The organism is Corallococcus llansteffanensis, assembly GCF_003612055.1.
Lineage (GTDB): Bacteria > Myxococcota > Myxococcia > Myxococcales > Myxococcaceae > Corallococcus > Corallococcus llansteffanensis.
This window is the reverse complement of the sequence record NZ_RAWB01000216.1, coordinates 1-15207: the sequence shown is the minus strand read 5'-3', so window position 1 is coordinate 15207 and position 15207 is coordinate 1. Positions and strand designations below refer to the sequence as shown.

At 66.2% G+C, this 15207-nt stretch carries 14 protein-coding genes and 1 pseudogene; 10 read left to right on the top strand and 5 right to left on the bottom strand.

Annotation, left to right across the window (positions count from 1 at the left end; translation table 11 throughout):
• Together D7V93_RS45030 and D7V93_RS20665 are read left to right on the top strand one after the other, a co-directional pair.
• A pseudogene (locus D7V93_RS45030) lies at positions 1 to 241 on the top strand (hypothetical protein); the annotation flags it as partial.
• 44 nt (positions 242 to 285) lie between these two features.
• On the top strand, positions 286 to 1176 hold the full coding sequence (locus D7V93_RS20665; protein WP_120645053.1) for a bile acid:sodium symporter: 891 nt from the start codon (positions 286 to 288) through the stop codon (positions 1174 to 1176).
• 14 nt (positions 1177 to 1190) lie between these two features.
• Here the strand turns inward: D7V93_RS20665 and D7V93_RS20660 are convergent, their stop codons facing one another.
• The 3 genes from D7V93_RS20660 to D7V93_RS20650 all read right to left on the bottom strand — a co-directional run bounded on the left by D7V93_RS20660 (position 1191) and on the right by D7V93_RS20650 (position 3570).
• A complete protein-coding gene (locus tag D7V93_RS20660) occupies positions 1191 to 2237 on the bottom strand; it encodes a hypothetical protein (RefSeq protein WP_147451256.1) in 1047 nt (348 codons plus the stop codon).
• A 170-nt stretch (positions 2238 to 2407) separates the two neighbouring features.
• Complete coding sequence (locus tag D7V93_RS20655) at positions 2408 to 2746, bottom strand: hypothetical protein (protein ID WP_147451255.1); 339 nt, start codon at positions 2744 to 2746, stop codon at positions 2408 to 2410.
• Positions 2743 to 3570 carry a DUF2092 domain-containing protein gene (locus D7V93_RS20650; protein ID WP_158623803.1) on the bottom strand — a complete coding sequence of 276 codons (828 nt, stop codon included), beginning with the start codon at positions 3568 to 3570 and terminating at the stop codon, positions 2743 to 2745. The genes D7V93_RS20655 and D7V93_RS20650 overlap by 4 nt, the downstream gene beginning before the upstream one ends.
• Before the next feature lie 202 nt (positions 3571 to 3772).
• Here D7V93_RS20650 and D7V93_RS20645 point away from each other — a divergent pair, with 202 nt between their 5' ends.
• From D7V93_RS20645 to D7V93_RS20610, 8 genes are all read left to right on the top strand, one after another.
• Entirely contained in the window at positions 3773 to 5527 is a 1755-nt protein-coding gene (locus D7V93_RS20645) for a SulP family inorganic anion transporter (RefSeq protein WP_120645050.1), read from the top strand.
• A 40-nt stretch (positions 5528 to 5567) separates the two neighbouring features.
• Positions 5568 to 7193: an AmmeMemoRadiSam system radical SAM enzyme gene (gene amrS, locus D7V93_RS20640; RefSeq protein WP_341870947.1), complete on the top strand. Its 1626-nt coding sequence runs from the start codon at positions 5568 to 5570 to the stop codon at positions 7191 to 7193.
• Between the two features lie 124 nt (positions 7194 to 7317).
• Complete coding sequence (locus D7V93_RS20635) at positions 7318 to 8439, top strand: trans-sulfuration enzyme family protein (protein ID WP_120645048.1); 1122 nt, start codon at positions 7318 to 7320, stop codon at positions 8437 to 8439.
• 43 nt (positions 8440 to 8482) lie between these two features.
• Positions 8483 to 9493 carry a branched-chain amino acid transaminase gene (locus tag D7V93_RS20630; RefSeq protein WP_120645047.1) on the top strand — a complete coding sequence of 337 codons (1011 nt, stop codon included), beginning with the start codon at positions 8483 to 8485 and terminating at the stop codon, positions 9491 to 9493.
• A 5-nt stretch (positions 9494 to 9498) separates the two neighbouring features.
• A complete protein-coding gene (locus D7V93_RS20625) occupies positions 9499 to 10209 on the top strand; it encodes a hypothetical protein (RefSeq protein ID WP_120645046.1) in 711 nt (236 codons plus the stop codon).
• A gap of 96 nt (positions 10210 to 10305) precedes the next feature.
• Positions 10306 to 11895: an AMP-binding protein gene (locus D7V93_RS20620; protein ID WP_120645045.1), complete on the top strand. Its 1590-nt coding sequence runs from the start codon at positions 10306 to 10308 to the stop codon at positions 11893 to 11895.
• Positions 11896 to 11912: 17 nt separating this feature from the next.
• The gene (locus D7V93_RS20615) at positions 11913 to 12200 is read left to right on the top strand and encodes a phosphopantetheine-binding protein (RefSeq protein WP_120645044.1); all 288 of its coding nucleotides are present in this window, start codon (positions 11913 to 11915) and stop codon (positions 12198 to 12200) included.
• A gap of 14 nt (positions 12201 to 12214) precedes the next feature.
• On the top strand, positions 12215 to 13204 hold the full coding sequence (locus D7V93_RS20610) for an amidohydrolase family protein (RefSeq protein WP_158623802.1): 990 nt from the start codon (positions 12215 to 12217) through the stop codon (positions 13202 to 13204).
• Positions 13205 to 13490: 286 nt separating this feature from the next.
• Here the strand turns inward: D7V93_RS20610 and D7V93_RS20605 are convergent, their stop codons facing one another.
• A complete protein-coding gene (locus D7V93_RS20605; protein ID WP_120645042.1) occupies positions 13491 to 13907 on the bottom strand; it encodes an SRPBCC family protein in 417 nt (138 codons plus the stop codon).
• Between the two features lie 14 nt (positions 13908 to 13921).
• A partial coding sequence (locus tag D7V93_RS20600; protein WP_208723083.1) for a hypothetical protein occupies positions 13922 to 15207 on the bottom strand: 1286 nt, incomplete at its 5' end.

The window sequence follows — 15207 nt, the reverse complement described above, 5'->3', positions numbered from 1 at the left end:
GGTGCGGGGGCTGGCGGTGGGCCTCCGCGAGGAGCTGGCGTCCAATCCGGTGATCTCGGGCGAAGCGCTGGGCGCCTCCCTGGAGAAGCTGGCGGAGCGCACCACCGCCGCGACCCTGCGGGGCGCGCTGGAGGCGCTCGGCGCGGGCCTGCGCCGCCCCTTGATGGCCGTCGCGGGCGCGGGCAGCGCGCTCTGGATCCTCTCCGTGCTGGCGGTGCGCTGGCGCAGGAGCCCGTCGTAGCCAGTGGGCGAAGCGGCCCGAACCCCCTGAAAGGGGAATGCGCCATGCTGAAAGACGTCCTTGCCTTCGTGCTGTCCAACGCCATCGTCGTGTTCATGTTCTCCGCCGGGCTGGCGGCACAGCGGGGCGGTGTCCGGCAGATCCTCCAGCGACCGGCGCTCTACGGGCGGGCGCTGGCCGTGGTGCTCGTGGTGGTGCCGCTCATGGCGTACGCGGTGGTGCGGCTGTTCAAGCCGCCTTCCGTGATCGCGGCCGCCATCGTCCTCACGGCCGTCTGTCCCGGGGCTCCCTTGTTGGTGAAGCAGGCGAAGTCCCTGCACGCGAGCGTCACCACGGCGCTCAACCTGCTGCTGCTGCTGGCCGTGTGCTCACTGGTCACCGTGCCCCTCTGGGTCGAGGTGCTGGACCGCGTGATGGGGGTCCAGCTCCAGGCCAGTCCCGGCCTGGTGTTGCGCACCCTGCTCGTGAAGGTCATCCCGCCGCTGGTTGCGGGAATGGCCATCCAACGACTCTTCCCGCGCGCGGCGGGGGGGCTGGCCGTGTGGACCAGCCGCCTGTTCAACGTGCTCCTGGTGGTGGCCGTGGTGCTCATCCTCGTCAAGGCGCCGCCCCGGCTGGGGGAACTCGGGGGCGCCACGGTGCTGGCCCTGTTGGTGCTCGTGTCCGCCTCGGCCTTCCTGGGACATTGGGCGGGCGCGCCACGACTCGAGGATCGCAAGGCCGTGGCCCTGACCGCGGGCCTCGCCCCTCCGGCGCTCACCCTGACCATCATCATCCACAGCTACCCGCGCCTGCAGGCGCTGGAGGTGGCGGCGGGGGTGGCCGCCATCGTCATCGTCCGGCTGCTCTCGTTGATTCCCTACAAGGTCTGGGCGAAGCGGCAGGACCGGTCGGAGCGCGCGGACCGGTTGCCCCCGGGCCGCGTGCCTGGCTGACGCGGTGCCGGGGCTCACCAGATGTAGCGCAGGATGAGATGCCCGTAGCTGAGCGTGGGCTTGCCGGACTCGCGCTCCTCGCCTTGCTCCCCGAGGCCGAGGCGGCGCGCGGCGTTCAGGGTGGTCGCCGCGCCCAGGCCGAGCTGCAGGTGGGGCCGCCCGGAGTAGTAGAGGCCAAGCGCGACCGTGCTGGCGCCCAGGGTCCTGACGGGACGGCCCACCTCGGTCTCCTCGCCGGTGGTGAACAGGTACTCGCCCATGAGGGCCAGGGGAACGCCGTGGGGCGCGAAGTCCGCGGCGAGCGCGGCCGTGAAGTGGACGCGCGCCGCGTGCGACTCCTGGGTGACGCGGCCACCATCCGCGGAGATGAAGGGATCCCGCTCGCGCCAGGCGTAGTCGCCGAACGCGGAGGCCTGCAGCGAGAACGTCCGGCTGAAGGCCTGGGCCAGGAACACACCGCCATTCACGGAGGTCTCTCTCGTGGGCACGCGGATGTACTGGTCGAGGTTGCCCTCCAGCACGTCCTCGAAGGTCAGCTCCGGGTCGTTCAGGATGCCATTGACGAACGAGCGGACGGTGATGTCGCTGCCGTGCTCGAGGCCCACGTTGGCGCGAAGCGAGAGCTGCGTTCCGCTGGGCTCGTTGCGCCACACCCGCACGACGGCCCCCGCCTGGCCGAGCATCTCCACCGACGCGCCCCGCAGCACCAACGAGGGGGTATTCGCCCCGGTGATGACGGTGGCTCGCGCGAAGCCCGCCACGCCCAGCCAGTCCGTGAAGGCAATGCCCAGGTCGAGCGTCTGCTGGGCGCCCGTGAGCAGCACATCCCTTGTGCCCAGCCTGCCGACAGGCACGTCCGGCACGTCGTAGCGCGCGACGCCTTCGCGGAGGCCCACGTTCGTGGTCACCAAGGCGCTCTGCTGGAGGAGGGGGAACAGGAAGGTGTGGCCGCCCAACTGCCGGGCATGGTCGGTGTGGCATGCCGGGGCTTCCGCGGCGGAAGCACTTTCGGCGGGTGCCAGCCCCAGGAGCAGGAGCAGCCCCAACGTGGTCGGTGTCATGGGCCTGCAACGTGGGTGGGCCGCGCCTGGGCGTCTACCGACCCCCCGGCGGTGCCCTCTGTCGCGGTCCGCGCGCTGCCCCACCCTGGGGGGCCGGAGTGGGCCCGCCCCAGGCGCCGTGGGCGCTTTTCCGGCGGTGGAGCGGGCTTCACCGCCGGAAGCGCCAGGGGCTACTCGACGGCGTACACGAGGGATTCTCCCTGGTAGTAGGGGCGGTAGCGGACGGAGCCGCACTGCTGGTAGGTGATGCCACCCACCGGCGCGGCCATGCAGCCCGCGGGGAGCGCCGTGACGGTGGCCGCGCCCGTCGGCACCGCCACCACGGCCGCGCTCGTGGCGCCGCCGTACATGGCGTCATGCCGGGTGGCCGTGCGTCGCGAGGTGCGTCGCGCCACCCGGCGCGACGTGCCGTACTGGGCCAGGGCCTCCGGGAGCAGCCCTCCCATGACGAAGAGCCCCAGCAACATCCCCGCCGCCCGCTGGCGGGACCCGCGCGCTAGCATCCTCATTTCGCACCTCCCTCTTGCTGCCCACCCTGCTCGTCGGGCTCGGCGAACGACACGCGCATCGCATCGCGCGGGGCCGTGAACTGGAACTGCTGCGGGGTGAACTGGGGCGACAGGTTCCAGTCGGACAGGTTCACCGAGTACTGCGGCGTCCCCGGCAGGTCCCGGGAGGTGATGACGTACTTGCGCGGCAGGGGCCGCGGGCCGTCCTCGACCCAGAGCTCCCAGTCCACACCGTCGCGGTTGCGGAACGCCAGGTGGTGCACGGGCACGCCGTCCACCACGGCGCGGCCGAGGTAGCTGCCGGAGCACACGTCCTCGGTGAGGGTGGCGTAGGGGTTGCTGAAGAGGAGGTCCGCTCCGGGCGCATCCAGTCCGAGCTGCTGCGAGGCCATGTCCAGGGTGGCATCCAGGGTGGAGGGCGCTGGCGTCGTCGCATAGGCGTTGGCGCGCTCGCCATGGAGGGTGAACCGCTGGCCGTCGTAGAAGAGATGGAGCCGGGCCAGGTCTCCGGTGCGGTCCACGCGGAGCCGGTTGGGCCGTTGCACGCGCACGTCGCCCTCGCGCTGCAACTGGACCTTCTGCCCCGACTCGAGCACTTCATCGAGCGTCCCCGCGGTGCGGACGGAGAACTCGCGCTGAGCGGCCAGGAAGTCGCTCATCTGGCGCAGGATGCGCTGGGCCTGGGGGTCGATTCGCTCGGCGGGCTCGGTGGGTGCTTTCGCCTGCTGCGCTCCCCCGACCAGGGGTGTCGCCCCCAGGAGGAGGGCGAGCACGGGGCCCCACCAGCTCCTGCTCAACCTGCCTCCGCTACGTGTGTCCGTCATGAGCACCTCCTGTGCCACAGGGAACCTCTCCAGGAGTTGGGGCCGGGGCCGCCGGGCTCCAAGGCTCACCGGTTCGACCGCCGCGCTGTCTGGTGGCTCCCGAGGAGCAGGCGCGCGCGCCGCTTGTTGCTGACACGCATGGCACGGTCCAGCTTTGCCGTGCGGTGGCGGAGCGTGCGCCGTCGAACCCAGGGAGGCAAGCATGCACCCCAGTCTCCGGTGGCGGTCGGTGGCGCGGGGCGTCCCCGGGCTGCGGTTGACGCGGGACACTTCGCGCCAGGGGCTCGTGGCGGATCTGCTCTCCGCGCTCACCGTGGGCGCGATGCTCATTCCCCAGGGGCTCGCGTATGCGCAGATCGTCGGGGTGCGCCCGGCGGCGGGCCTCTACGCGGGCATCGCGGGCATGCTGGGCTACGCGCTGTTCGGGCCCTCGCGGCACCTCATCCTCGGGCCCGAGGCGGGGGCTGCCATCCTCACCGCGTCGGCCCTGGCCCCGTTGGTCGCGGGCGCGGACCCCGTGCGCTACGCCTCGCTGGCTGCGCTGCTCGCGCTGATGGTGGGCGTCCTGAGCCTCCTCGGGGGGCTGCTCAAGGCGGGCGCGCTCGCGGACTTCCTGTCCCGGCCCATCCTCGTTGGCTACGTCAACGGCGCGGCGCTGATCATCATCGGCAGCCAATTGGCGAAGCTCTTCGGGCTGGAGCGCAAGGCCGACGACTTCGCCGGTCAGGTGTTTGAAGTGGGCGCGAACCTCCAGCGGGCCCACGTCCCGACGCTGCTGCTCGGCGTGGGCATCATCGGGGTGCTGGTGCTGTTGCGACGCTTCCTGCCCAGGGCGCCCGGCCCGCTCATCCTGGTGGTGCTGACCACGGTGGCGGGCGAGCTCCTCCAATGGGGGCAGGGCGGCATCAAGGTCGTGGGTTCCATCTCCGCGACGCCTCCGGCCTTCGGACTGCCCTCCGTCCGGTTCGGGGACGTGCGCGCGCTGCTGCCCGCCGCCCTCAGCCTGGCGCTCGTCAACTACGCCAGCTCGGTGCTCACCGGCCGCATCTACGCGGACCGGTTCCGCTACCGACTGGACACGAACCAGGAGTTCCTGGGGCAGGCGGCCGCCAACCTCGCCACGGGCCTCACGCAGGGCTTCCCCGTCACGGGCAGTGACTCGCGCACCGCGGTCAACGCCGCCATGGGAGGCCGCACGCAGTGGGTCGGGGTGATGGCGTCGGTCGTGGTGCTCGTCTTCGCGCTGTTCTTCACGCCGCTGCTGCGCAACCTGCCCCTGGTGACGCTGGCGTCCATTGTCATCGTGGCGGCCGTGTACCTGATGGATGTCGGGTCCATCGTCGGGCTGTGGCGCGTGCGGCCCGTGGAGGCGCTGCTGGCGGTGGCGACGATGCTGGGCGTCGTGGTGCTGGGCATCCTCCAGGGCATCCTCATCGCGGTGGTGCTGGCGCTGGGAGACCTCATCCGCCGGGCCGCCCGGCCCCACGACGCGGTGCTCGGCGAGCGACCCGGAGAGGCCGGCTACCACGACATCGAACGGTACGAGGACGCCCAGACCATTCCAGGACTTGTCATCTACCGCTTCGACGCGCCGCTCTTCTTCGCCAACGCACGCTACCTGCGCGAGGAGGCCCGCGCCCTGGTGGCGGGTTCGCGCACGCCGGTGCGGTGGTTCGTGCTGGATGCGTCCGCCGTGTTCGACCTCGACGTCACCGCGGCCGAGGGGCTGGAGAAGCTGCGGCGGGAGTTCGAGGAGGAGGGCGTGGTGCTGGGCATCGCCGAGGCCCGTGCGCCCTTGCGGCGGCTGCTGCGGCGCACGGGCTTGGCGCAGCGGATGGGCCCGGAGAACCTCCACCCGACCGTGGAGGAAGCGGTGCGGAGCTTCCTGGCGCTTCGGGCCGGAGCTGCTGGACGCCGGCCCGAAGGGATTCCGCCCGCGCCTCCTGCCATGCATTGAAGCAGCAGGGCCAGCAGGTGGAATGGCCGTCTAATATTGCATGACAGGATTGCATCGCCAATGCATCGGGACTGTTTGGCCTGGGTCATTAGGATCCCTGGGGGGCCATTGCGCAATGCGTCTGGTTTTTACGGGTGGTCTGGATTGTAATGGAAATACGACCTGGACTACTATTCATGGCGGGCCTGGGCACATTCTCTTTCCATCGCCATGGGTCATCAGGAGGAATTGCGTGCTACCTGCCACTGAGACGAAGTGGAGTGAGACCTTCCGTCAGGCCCGAATGGAGGAACTGCTGCCCAACGGGGTCGTGCGGTGTCACCTCTCACCGCGTAACTGCACACTCAAGGAAGGCCAGCACGGGTTCTGTGGCGTCAGGGCCAACAGGAACGGGCGGTTGGTGACGCTCAACTATGGAAAGAGCGTGCATGCCACCGAGGAGACGATCGAGACGGAGGCCGTCAATCACTTCAGCCCGGGTGAGCGCATCCTCTCGATGGGCAACATCGGATGCATGCTGAACTGCGCCTATTGCCACAACTGGAAGACCTCTCAGGCGAAGTACGTCTCGGACAAGGACGTGCACTACTATACGCCCGAACAGGTCGTGGACATCGCGCTTCAGCACAACATTCGAATGCTGTCCTGGACCTACAACGACCCGGTGGTGTGGCATGAGTTCGTCAGGGAGACGGCGAAACTCGCCAGGGAAAAGGGGCTGATGAATCTCTATAAGTCAGCCTTCTATATTACCCCCGAGGCCATCGACGAGCTGCTGCCCTACATGGACATCTTCTCGATTTCCCTCAAGGCGATCGACGAGGAGTACTACCGGAAGATCACCACAGGCCGGCTTCAGCCGGTGCTTGACGCGATCAAGCACGTCTACAAGTCGGGTGTTCACCTTGAGGTGAGCAACCTGATGATCACCGACCTGTCTGACGACGAAGCGTCGGCGAGGAAGTTGGCGGAGTGGATGCTCAAGGAGACGGACAGCACGGTGCCGTTGCACTACGTGCGCTTCCATCCGGACTATCGCATGCGTGACTCGGTGCGCACCCCCATTCCCCGCTTGCTCCGGGCGCGAGAGATCGCCATTGAGATGGGAGTGGAGCACGTCTATCTGGGCAACGTCTACGACACCCCCTTCTCCAACACCTTCTGCAACGGCTGCGGGGGGCTGCTCGTGGATCGCTACGGGCTGAACGCGAAGCTTGCGGGCTTGGACGCCCGGGGGCACTGCAGCAAATGCGGGAAGGACGCGCACATCAAGATGCGCGGGACCCCTTTGTCGGCATCCTCGGCGGACAGCCTGCCCACGGACGCGGAGCTGAGCAGGAAGTCCTTCCAGTGGCATGGGGATGTGCGCTCGTTGCACGTCCAGGTCCAGAATCCTGCGGCCAATACGCTTGCCATCTATGTGCGCCGCATGCTTGCGGAGGGGCAGGCCACTCCCTGGCGCCTGGTGACGCTGCGCCCCCAGGAGAGTTTCCGGTTCATCGTGGCGCAGAACCTGCCCAATGAACTGGGTTGTGAGGTGGCCATGCCACCTGTCATCCAGAGCAATCTGCACGAGGTCTTTGACCGTGCGCACTTCCCCACGGTGGCCATCGAAGAGGTGGGAGTGCAGCAGGTCGACGTCACTCCACTGCCGTCCTTCCGATGAGCCTCTGCTCGCAGCCCTGTGGAGCCCTGGCTCCGCAGGGCCTGCGGGCTTCAGTCCGGTCAAGCCTGGCCTCACCCAACCATTCGCTTTGTTCGCCCGTCAGTGGCGTGTCCCCGCGAGCCCCATGGATTCCATCACCCGAGCCCTTCATGCCCGCGTGGATGACACGCATGCCAAACCTGCCGTCACCCCGCTCTATCAAGCCAGCGCCTTCGAGGCTTCTTCACCCTTCTTCTACACGCGAAAGAGCAACCCCAATATTGCCGAGTTCGAAGAGACGGTGCGGACCCTGGAGGGAGCACGGCATGGCGTAGCGGTGTCCACGGGCATGGCGGCCATTCGGGTCTGCCTGGATCAGCTTCGTCCGGGTGACGAGATCGTCGTGAACTCGTACGTCTACGGATGCTCTTTCAAGCTCATCCAAAGGCTGGCCGCGCGGATGGGCTGGTCGCTGAAGGTGGTCGACCTCTCCGAGCCCTCCAGCTTGAAGCAGTTCACCCCCAAGACGCGCATGCTCTTCTTCGAGACGCCCACCAATCCCTTCCTCAAGACGGTGGACATCCGCGCTGTCTCCTCCGCGGTCAAGGCCCTCAATCCCGAGGCGTTGGTGGTGGTGGACAACACCTGGGCGACCTCGCTGTTCCAGCATCCCCTGGAGCACGGGGCGGACATCTCGCTCCACAGCGCCACCAAGTTCTTCTCCGGCCACTCAGACGTCATGGGCGGCATCCTGCTGACGGATCGGGATGACCTGGAGGAGGCCTGCCGGGCCGAGCGATTCTATTCTGGAGCGGTGTTGGCCCCCCACAGCGCCTGGTTGCTGCGGCGAAGCCTGCAGACCTTCTCGTTGCGGATGGAGCACCATCAGCAGAGTACGAAGGAGATGGCAAGGTTCCTGCGGGATCTCCCCCAGGTGACCCGCGTGTACTACCCAGAGGTGGATGGGCATCAGTTGATGGGGTACGGCGGCATCATCTTCTTCGACCTGCGCAAGGACCTGGTGGGGCGCTATCCGGACTTCATTGCTCGGCTCGAACTCTTCGGGACGGGGACCGGTATGGCTTGCGTTACCTCCATGGTGGCGCAGCCCTACACTGGCAGCCATGCCTCAATGAATGACGAGGAGAAGGCCCAGATGGGACTGGACCGCGGCACCGTGCGGCTGTGCTTCGGCCTGGAACGGCTGATAGATCTGCAGAAGGACGTGAAGGCCGCACTGGAGCACATCGACATGCAGCAGCGTTGATCTGGCGGGCCCCGGTGGCGTTGCGAACGAGGGCGACAGACCCATGAGAAAATGGACCTTCCAGGAGGTAGCGGCGCCCGAGACGTTGGCTGTGGAAGAGGGTCATGCCTTCCTCCGCGGTCGGCAAGTGCCGCTGCGCGATGCCCACGTCAACGTCATGACCCATGCCTTCCTTTTTGGCACCGCGGTCTACGAGGGCATCCGTGGCTATGCGCATCCAGACACGGGGCAGGTCTACCTCTTCCGGCTGCAGGACCACTTCCGGCGCCTGCTTGAAAGCTGCGGAGTGCTGCGCATTTCGCTGCCGTATTCAGTGGAGGACATGTGTCGGCTGACAACCGAACTCGTCCAGGTCAATGGCATCCGTGAGGATTGCTATGTCCGCCCTATCGCCTACAAGGCAGGACTCCAGTTTGGACTGCGCCTGGCGGATCGCGACGACCTGGCCATCGTCGCTGTTCCCCTGGAGCGATTCCACCGCGACCGCACCAGCCTCTCGGTGTGCGTCTCGTCCTGGCGCCGCGTCCGTGACAATGCCATACCGGCGCGTGCCAAGATCAATGGCGCCTATGTCAACTCGGCCTTGGCCATGACGGAAGCCCTCGAACGAGGCTTCGATGACGCCATTTTCCTCACCGAGGACGGGTATGTCTCGGAAGGAACGGGGATGAATGTCTTCATTGTTCGAGGGGGGCGGGTGTGCACCCCCTCGGTGACCGACGACATCCTGGAGGGCATCACCCGGGATACGGTCATCCACCTGCTCGAACGGCACATGGGGATCAAGGTGGAGGCACGGCGCATCAACCGGACAGAACTCTACACGGCCGAAGAGATCTTCTTCTGCGGTACGGGGATGGAGGTTGTTTCCGTCGGACAAGTGGATGGCAGGACAGTGGGACGGGGCCAATCCCCGCTCGTGGATGCGCTGCGCAGGCGCTACTTCGAACTGGTCCGGGGAGTCGCGGAAGAGTGCCCGGCGGGGTGGCGGACCCCTGTGCACGGTGGATTCGGGAACCCAGCCGTACAGTGTGACCCACCCGGAGGAACGTGAGCGCCATGAGCCTTGCCTGGTCCCACCTGGTTACGGAGCGTGTCGAAGTAGAGGGCGTCACGCTGGAGTTCCTTGATGAGCCCGCGGGGCGGCTGACTCGGGAGATGTTCTTCGAGGATGCCGTGCGGCTCGTGGCCGCCGCTCGTGGCTGGGAAACGCCCCAGGACGTGGCGCAGCTGGCGGCCCACTACAAGTTCGCGCCGCTGCTGAAGGCGGACCTTATCTGTGTGGCCCGGGAGGGCTTGAGAGTCCTGGGGCTGTGCACCTATCGGTTCTTGAGCGGTGGCGGAGCCCGGCTCCTCCACACCTCCAACTCGTCCATGCTCCCCGAACTCCAGGGCAAGGGCATCATGACCCACATCATGTATGCCGCCCTGTCGCGCTTCATGCGGCGTTTCCCCGAGGGGCCGCACTACCTGACGCTCATCACCCAGAGCCCCGTGGTGTACGGGGCCATGCACGCAAGGGGACAGTTGTACCCCGCGCTGGATGGCAGTCCAGCGCCCGGGAACATCCAGGAGATTGGCCGCTTCCTGGCCCATGAGTTCAATCCAGGTCTGACTTTCGACGAGGAGCGCTTCGTCATTCGCAACGAGTGCCAGTTCTTCTACAAGCAGGTGCCTCGCTACCGGGACCCGAAGGTGAACACCTTTGTCGACGGGCTGCTGAGATATCGTGAGGGGGACGTGATGGTCTTGGTACTCAAGCCCGAGTGACTGCGGATGTCTGGGCTCACTGTGAGAAGGCCGCAGGAGCGCCTGGTGCTTTTGAAACACGGAAATGTTGCAGTCAATGTCCGTAAAGTGAGCTGAATGGCTATGGAGTTCGTGACCCTTTCATCCCGCATGTCGTCACGGCAGGGGAACTTCATCTACACGTTTGAGGATGGACGTGTGATACAGCGGTCCCACGCCACCGTGCAGGACGACGTGCGAGCAGCCTGTACGGCGCTGATTTCCTGGGGTCTGAATGCCGGGATGCGAGTCGGAATCCGCGCGCCCAACTCGTACCTCTGGATTGTCTATGACCTGGCCCTGCTCGAGCTGGGGGCCGTCACAGTGGCGTTCACGGACGATTTCGCGGGTGCAAGCCCGAAGGACATGCGTGACAAATACTCCCTGTCGCTGCTGTTGGTGCCCGCGAGCGAACGTGGGAACCACCCGGCAGAGGATACTTACATCGTTGGTCTAGGGGCGGATAACGCAGGTGCCCGGGTGTTTGACCTCAATCCTCGGTACGAGCGCGACAGCTCCGACAATCGATGGATGGTTTTTTCATCCGGCTCCGCTGGTGGACTGAAGGGCCTCCTGCTGTCACGCAAGGGGATTGAGGCGAACATCGCCGGGCTGACGGGGGCGGTGGGGCCCCGTCCAGACGACTGCTTGCTGCTGTTCCTTCCCATCTCCAATTTCCAGCAGCGACTCATGTACTACGCGGCGCTTTGGTATGGCTTCGACCTCATCGTGACGGAGCCGAGTCGGCTCTTCCGCGCCCTCAAGGAGCTCCGGCCGACCATCCTGATTGCGCCGCCCTCACTGTACGAGGCCTTTGAGACGCGCTTCGATAACATGCTCTGGTGGAAGCGCACCGCCGCGAGGCTTGCCGCCGCCGCAGTGGGGGTGTTGCCGGTGGATGCTGTGCGTGAGAAGTTGGCCCGGCTCATCTTCATGCCTGCGCACAAGATGTTGGGGGGGCGAATGCGGATGATGGTGACGGGCATGGCCCCGATCAAGCGCTCGACACTTGAATTATTCGTGCTCATGCAGCTGCCCCTCTATGAGACCTACGGCCTCTCCGAGGCCGGCTCGGTTGCGCTCAATGTTCCGGGCGCGCGGAAGATTGGCTCCGTGGGGCGTTTGCTGCCAGGCATCCAGATCGAGATCGCCGAGGACGGAGAACTCATCATCCATCGTGAGCATGCGCAGGCACTCGGCTATTTCGAGTCCGCGCCGGGAGAGAACGAGCAGACGTTCATCGGAGGTAGCCGAATCGCCAGTGGCGACATCGGCCGTTTCGATGCGGATGGCTATCTTTATCTGCTGGGCCGGAAGAAGGAGATCATCGTCACGGCGGGCGGGGAGAAGGTCCACCCCGAAGCCCTCGAGGCCGAGATTGACGCCTGTTCTGACGTAGCCAGGTCAGTCGTCTTCGCCAGCCCGGGCTCACCGAGCATCAGCGCCGTGGTGCTTCCCAAGCATCCCATGAATGCGGAGGCGAAGGTGCGCATCAAGCGCTTCGTCGATGAACTCAACGAGCGTCGCCCTTCCAGGAGCGTGAGTCAGGTCATCTTCACGGACATGGTGTTCTCGCGCGAGAATGGCTTCTTGCGGCCGAATCTGAAGCTTGACCGGAAGAAGATTGCCGCACACTTCCAGCCCATCTCTGAGGCGGCTGTCGCCTGAAGGTAGCGGGAGGACTCATGGATGCTGACGCGAAGTTCAATGAGAAGGTGCTATCCTTGATTGCAGAGGCAATTCCTGGTCGCTTCAGGAAGACAAAGATCACTCCTGAGCTGTCCCTGCAGAGGGATCTCGGTATCGATTCGCTCGGCATCGCGGCCTTTGTGTTCCGCCTGGAGGACGCGTTTGGTGTCGAGATTGGCGATCTGGTGGTCGACATCGACGTAGGTCAGATGCGAACGGTCGGCGATGCGCTCAAGGCGAGCAAGCAAATCGTTACCCGAGCGAGAGCTGGTTTGACCTCATGAGTCTGGAGGAAACCATGGACGCCCGAAGCGCAGCGCCGCCGGTCATCATCGACGCGCACTGTCACATTGCATCTGGCGAGCACACCCCCAGGTCATTTGTCGAAGGTGTCATTTCCAACATGATGGTAGCCCTGCTTGCGCAGGGGGTGAGGGCGTCTGCTCGGCAACTCGCCGCCATGTATCACCAGAAGATGCAGGACCCACTCTGTGACCAGCTTGTCGCGGAGATGGCGGAGGCCGGCATCTCGAAGAGCATCCTCCTGGTGCCGGACTTCACCTATGCGCTGAAGGACTGCGAGTTGACCATTGAGGAGTCATTTCTCAAGCATCGGGACGTCTTGCTCCGGCACCCTGGCAAGTTCGAGGTGTTTGGGGGGGTAGACCCCCGCTGGGGCGCGGATGGGGTGGCGCTCTTTGAGCGTGCGCTAGTAGAGTTCGGGTTTCGCGGGCTGAAGCTGTACCCACCCTGCGGATACAGCCCGAGCGACCCGGGGCTGTTCCCCTACTACGAGCTCTGCGCCAAGCATCGAGTCCCTGTCCTCCTGCACATTGGTCCCACGTCACCAACCCTGGCTTTCGATACCTCGAACCCGTTCCTGCTCGATGAAGCGGCGCGGCGCTTCCCAGGCGTCAACTTCATCCTGGCGCACGCCTCAGTCAGTTTTACTGAGGAGTGTGTCATGCAATGCTCTCACCGGCCAAACGTCTATCTGGACGTCAGTGGCTATCAAAGCATGCTCAGGGCAGACGGCTCCGCGAGAGTGCTGAGGAACATCGTCTCACGAGGAATCAATCACAAAGTTCTCTTTGGGACGGACTGGCCAGTGTTCAGGCTCCAGGGCAATCAGAAGAGTTTCGTGGACGTCCTCATTGAGGAGGGTGGCCCCTTTTCCGATTTGAGCGACAGGGAAAGGGACTTGGTCCTTTACAAGAACATTGAGCGACTTCTGACTGGAGCTGCTCCTGCCGCAAGGAGTGTCTCCGCTGCCAGTCGTCAAGGATAGTGGATCCTGGTCGCGCGTCGCGAAGTCCGCGTCGTGAACGGGTTCCATCTTCAACATGCTGAAGAAGATCTCGGCCACGCGTTGGCCCAGCGTCCGAGTGGCGCATCCGGTTTGCCCTGGCCTCGGTCCGCCCAGGCGGAGGAGCCAATCACGAAGCTCAAGCTTCTCAAACGGCAGATGGACGGCCGCGCCAACTTCGAGCGCTTGCGCCCTCGCGTGCTGCTCCCCGTCTGAGCCTACCGTCCACACGAAGTGCGGGAGAGCCACGAACTGGGACAGTCTCTTCTCAGTTCCGCGACGGTGTCGCGGGCTTCGGCGCGAAGTAGGCGGTCAGCTCCGCGAGCATCGCCTGACCGCCTCCCGCGTTGATCGTGACCATGCGAGCAGCGGCATCCGAGTCACGCGCCTGGAACGACGTCGTCCAGGTGAGCGTCGTGGCCGAGCCGTCGTCCACGACCTGGAAGGAGCCCTGGTACCCCGAGATTCCATCCACGCCGCTCGCGGTGTAGCGGTAGCCCATCGCGTCCGCGCCGCCGAGCGTCTCGGTGATCACGGTCCCGTCGGGAAGCGTGATGGAGCGGGTGTCGCCCTGGATGCGGAAGTCAGCCCAGAAGGGGGCCTCGAACCTGGCTCCATGGACGGCCAGTGCCTGGGCCATGCCAGACGGGAAGCGCCACTCCAACGCGAACGTGATGGGGCTCATGGCGTGACGCTACGTCAGCGCAGCAGCCGGGACCACCAGCGCCACGCGCACTGGTTGTTGGCGGGGATGCTGAGGTCGATCTGCTGGACGACCGTCCCATCCACGCCAACGCCCACCCGCCGTCCGCTACAGGTCGCTCCGCCCAGGGGCAGGGTGAGCTCACCGCAGGAGCTCCCATCGCCGGTGAAGAGGAGGAGGGACTCCTGGCAGCCGGTGCCCGCGACTTCGGTCGGCGGTGGAGTCAGGGCGTAGGCCCGGTTCTGCCGGATGAGGCTCAGGGTGGTGCCGGGCCGGGACGCAAGCCACGCCGGAGCCGGGAGTGCCCGCGCCTCACCGCTGGGGAACTGCCGCAGCCACTGGCCTTCGAGCTGGAGCACCAACCCTCCGCCCACCAGTTGGGACAGGCCTGCCCCCGTGAACTCCGTCGGGCTGGGATTCTCGGCGGCGGGGAAGGGGGCGGTGAGCGCCGCGCCGTCCTGCCTGCGCCACTGGCCCACCCAGGTGGTGCTGCCCGTCTCCTGCCACAGCAGCAGCGTGCGCCCGCGCGTGTCGACACCCACCAGGACGATCATCGTGTCGCGCCCCGTGACGCTGAGCACGGTGACGGGGGGCGTCCGCGGGCGCGCGCTTGCGTCGAAGGACTGGATCGTCAGCACCTGGGTGTCGGGCGTCTGGCGTGTCCAGAGGGCGACCCGGCTGCCACCCCGCGGATCCGCGGCGACATCCAGGATCGCTTCCTTCTCGAAGTACAGGCTCTGGCTTCCCAGCGGCTCGCCGTCCGCGGCGTACGCGCCGAGCGTGGCGCTGCGCAGTCTTTCGGTGATGAGGTGGAACCCCTGGCGCAGCGGCACCAGGATTTTTGCAAAGTCTCCTCCCAGCAGCACGTTGCCGGTGTCCTCTCCATTGCGCAGGACGATGTCCCAGACCGTGACGCCCAGCGGGCCGTCATTCTGCAAGGCCAGGGAGCCGGTGCCCTCGGACGTCCCAGGGCCACAGGCGGCCTCGGGGCCGTTCGCTGGGAGGATGATGGTGCGCCCCGTCCCGAGCGTCCCCGGGACGATCCGCGCGCAGGAGAGGGGATGCGTGGGACCTGATTGCTCGGTCACGGACTCGTCTGGCGCCAGGACGTCGGCGTCATCGTCCTCCTGGGCCGGTGTCTCGACGCGAGGGCTCTGCGGGAGCGCCTCCTCCTTCGCCGGCTCACGCGGGGAAGACTCCGCCAGGCAGCCGACCGTCGCCTGCGCGAGCCACGCCGCCACGCCCACCACCATCCACCGCCTGCCACCTCGCCCCATCACAC

Coding starts and splice junctions, on each gene's coding strand:
- D7V93_RS20665 (WP_120645053.1), top strand. CDS start 286: ATGCTGAAAGACGTCCTTGCCTTCGTGCTGTCCAACGCCATCGTCGTG.
- D7V93_RS20660 (WP_147451256.1), bottom strand. CDS start 2,237: ATGACACCGACCACGTTGGGGCTGCTCCTGCTCCTGGGGCTGGCACCC.
- D7V93_RS20655 (WP_147451255.1), bottom strand. CDS start 2,746: ATGAGGATGCTAGCGCGCGGGTCCCGCCAGCGGGCGGCGGGGATGTTG.
- D7V93_RS20650 (WP_158623803.1), bottom strand. CDS start 3,570: ATGACGGACACACGTAGCGGAGGCAGGTTGAGCAGGAGCTGGTGGGGC.
- D7V93_RS20645 (WP_120645050.1), top strand. CDS start 3,773: ATGCACCCCAGTCTCCGGTGGCGGTCGGTGGCGCGGGGCGTCCCCGGG.
- amrS (WP_341870947.1), top strand. CDS start 5,568: ATGACAGGATTGCATCGCCAATGCATCGGGACTGTTTGGCCTGGGTCA.
- D7V93_RS20635 (WP_120645048.1), top strand. CDS start 7,318: ATGGATTCCATCACCCGAGCCCTTCATGCCCGCGTGGATGACACGCAT.
- D7V93_RS20630 (WP_120645047.1), top strand. CDS start 8,483: ATGAGAAAATGGACCTTCCAGGAGGTAGCGGCGCCCGAGACGTTGGCT.
- D7V93_RS20625 (WP_120645046.1), top strand. CDS start 9,499: ATGAGCCTTGCCTGGTCCCACCTGGTTACGGAGCGTGTCGAAGTAGAG.
- D7V93_RS20620 (WP_120645045.1), top strand. CDS start 10,306: ATGGCTATGGAGTTCGTGACCCTTTCATCCCGCATGTCGTCACGGCAG.
- D7V93_RS20615 (WP_120645044.1), top strand. CDS start 11,913: ATGGATGCTGACGCGAAGTTCAATGAGAAGGTGCTATCCTTGATTGCA.
- D7V93_RS20610 (WP_158623802.1), top strand. CDS start 12,215: ATGGACGCCCGAAGCGCAGCGCCGCCGGTCATCATCGACGCGCACTGT.
- D7V93_RS20605 (WP_120645042.1), bottom strand. CDS start 13,907: ATGAGCCCCATCACGTTCGCGTTGGAGTGGCGCTTCCCGTCTGGCATG.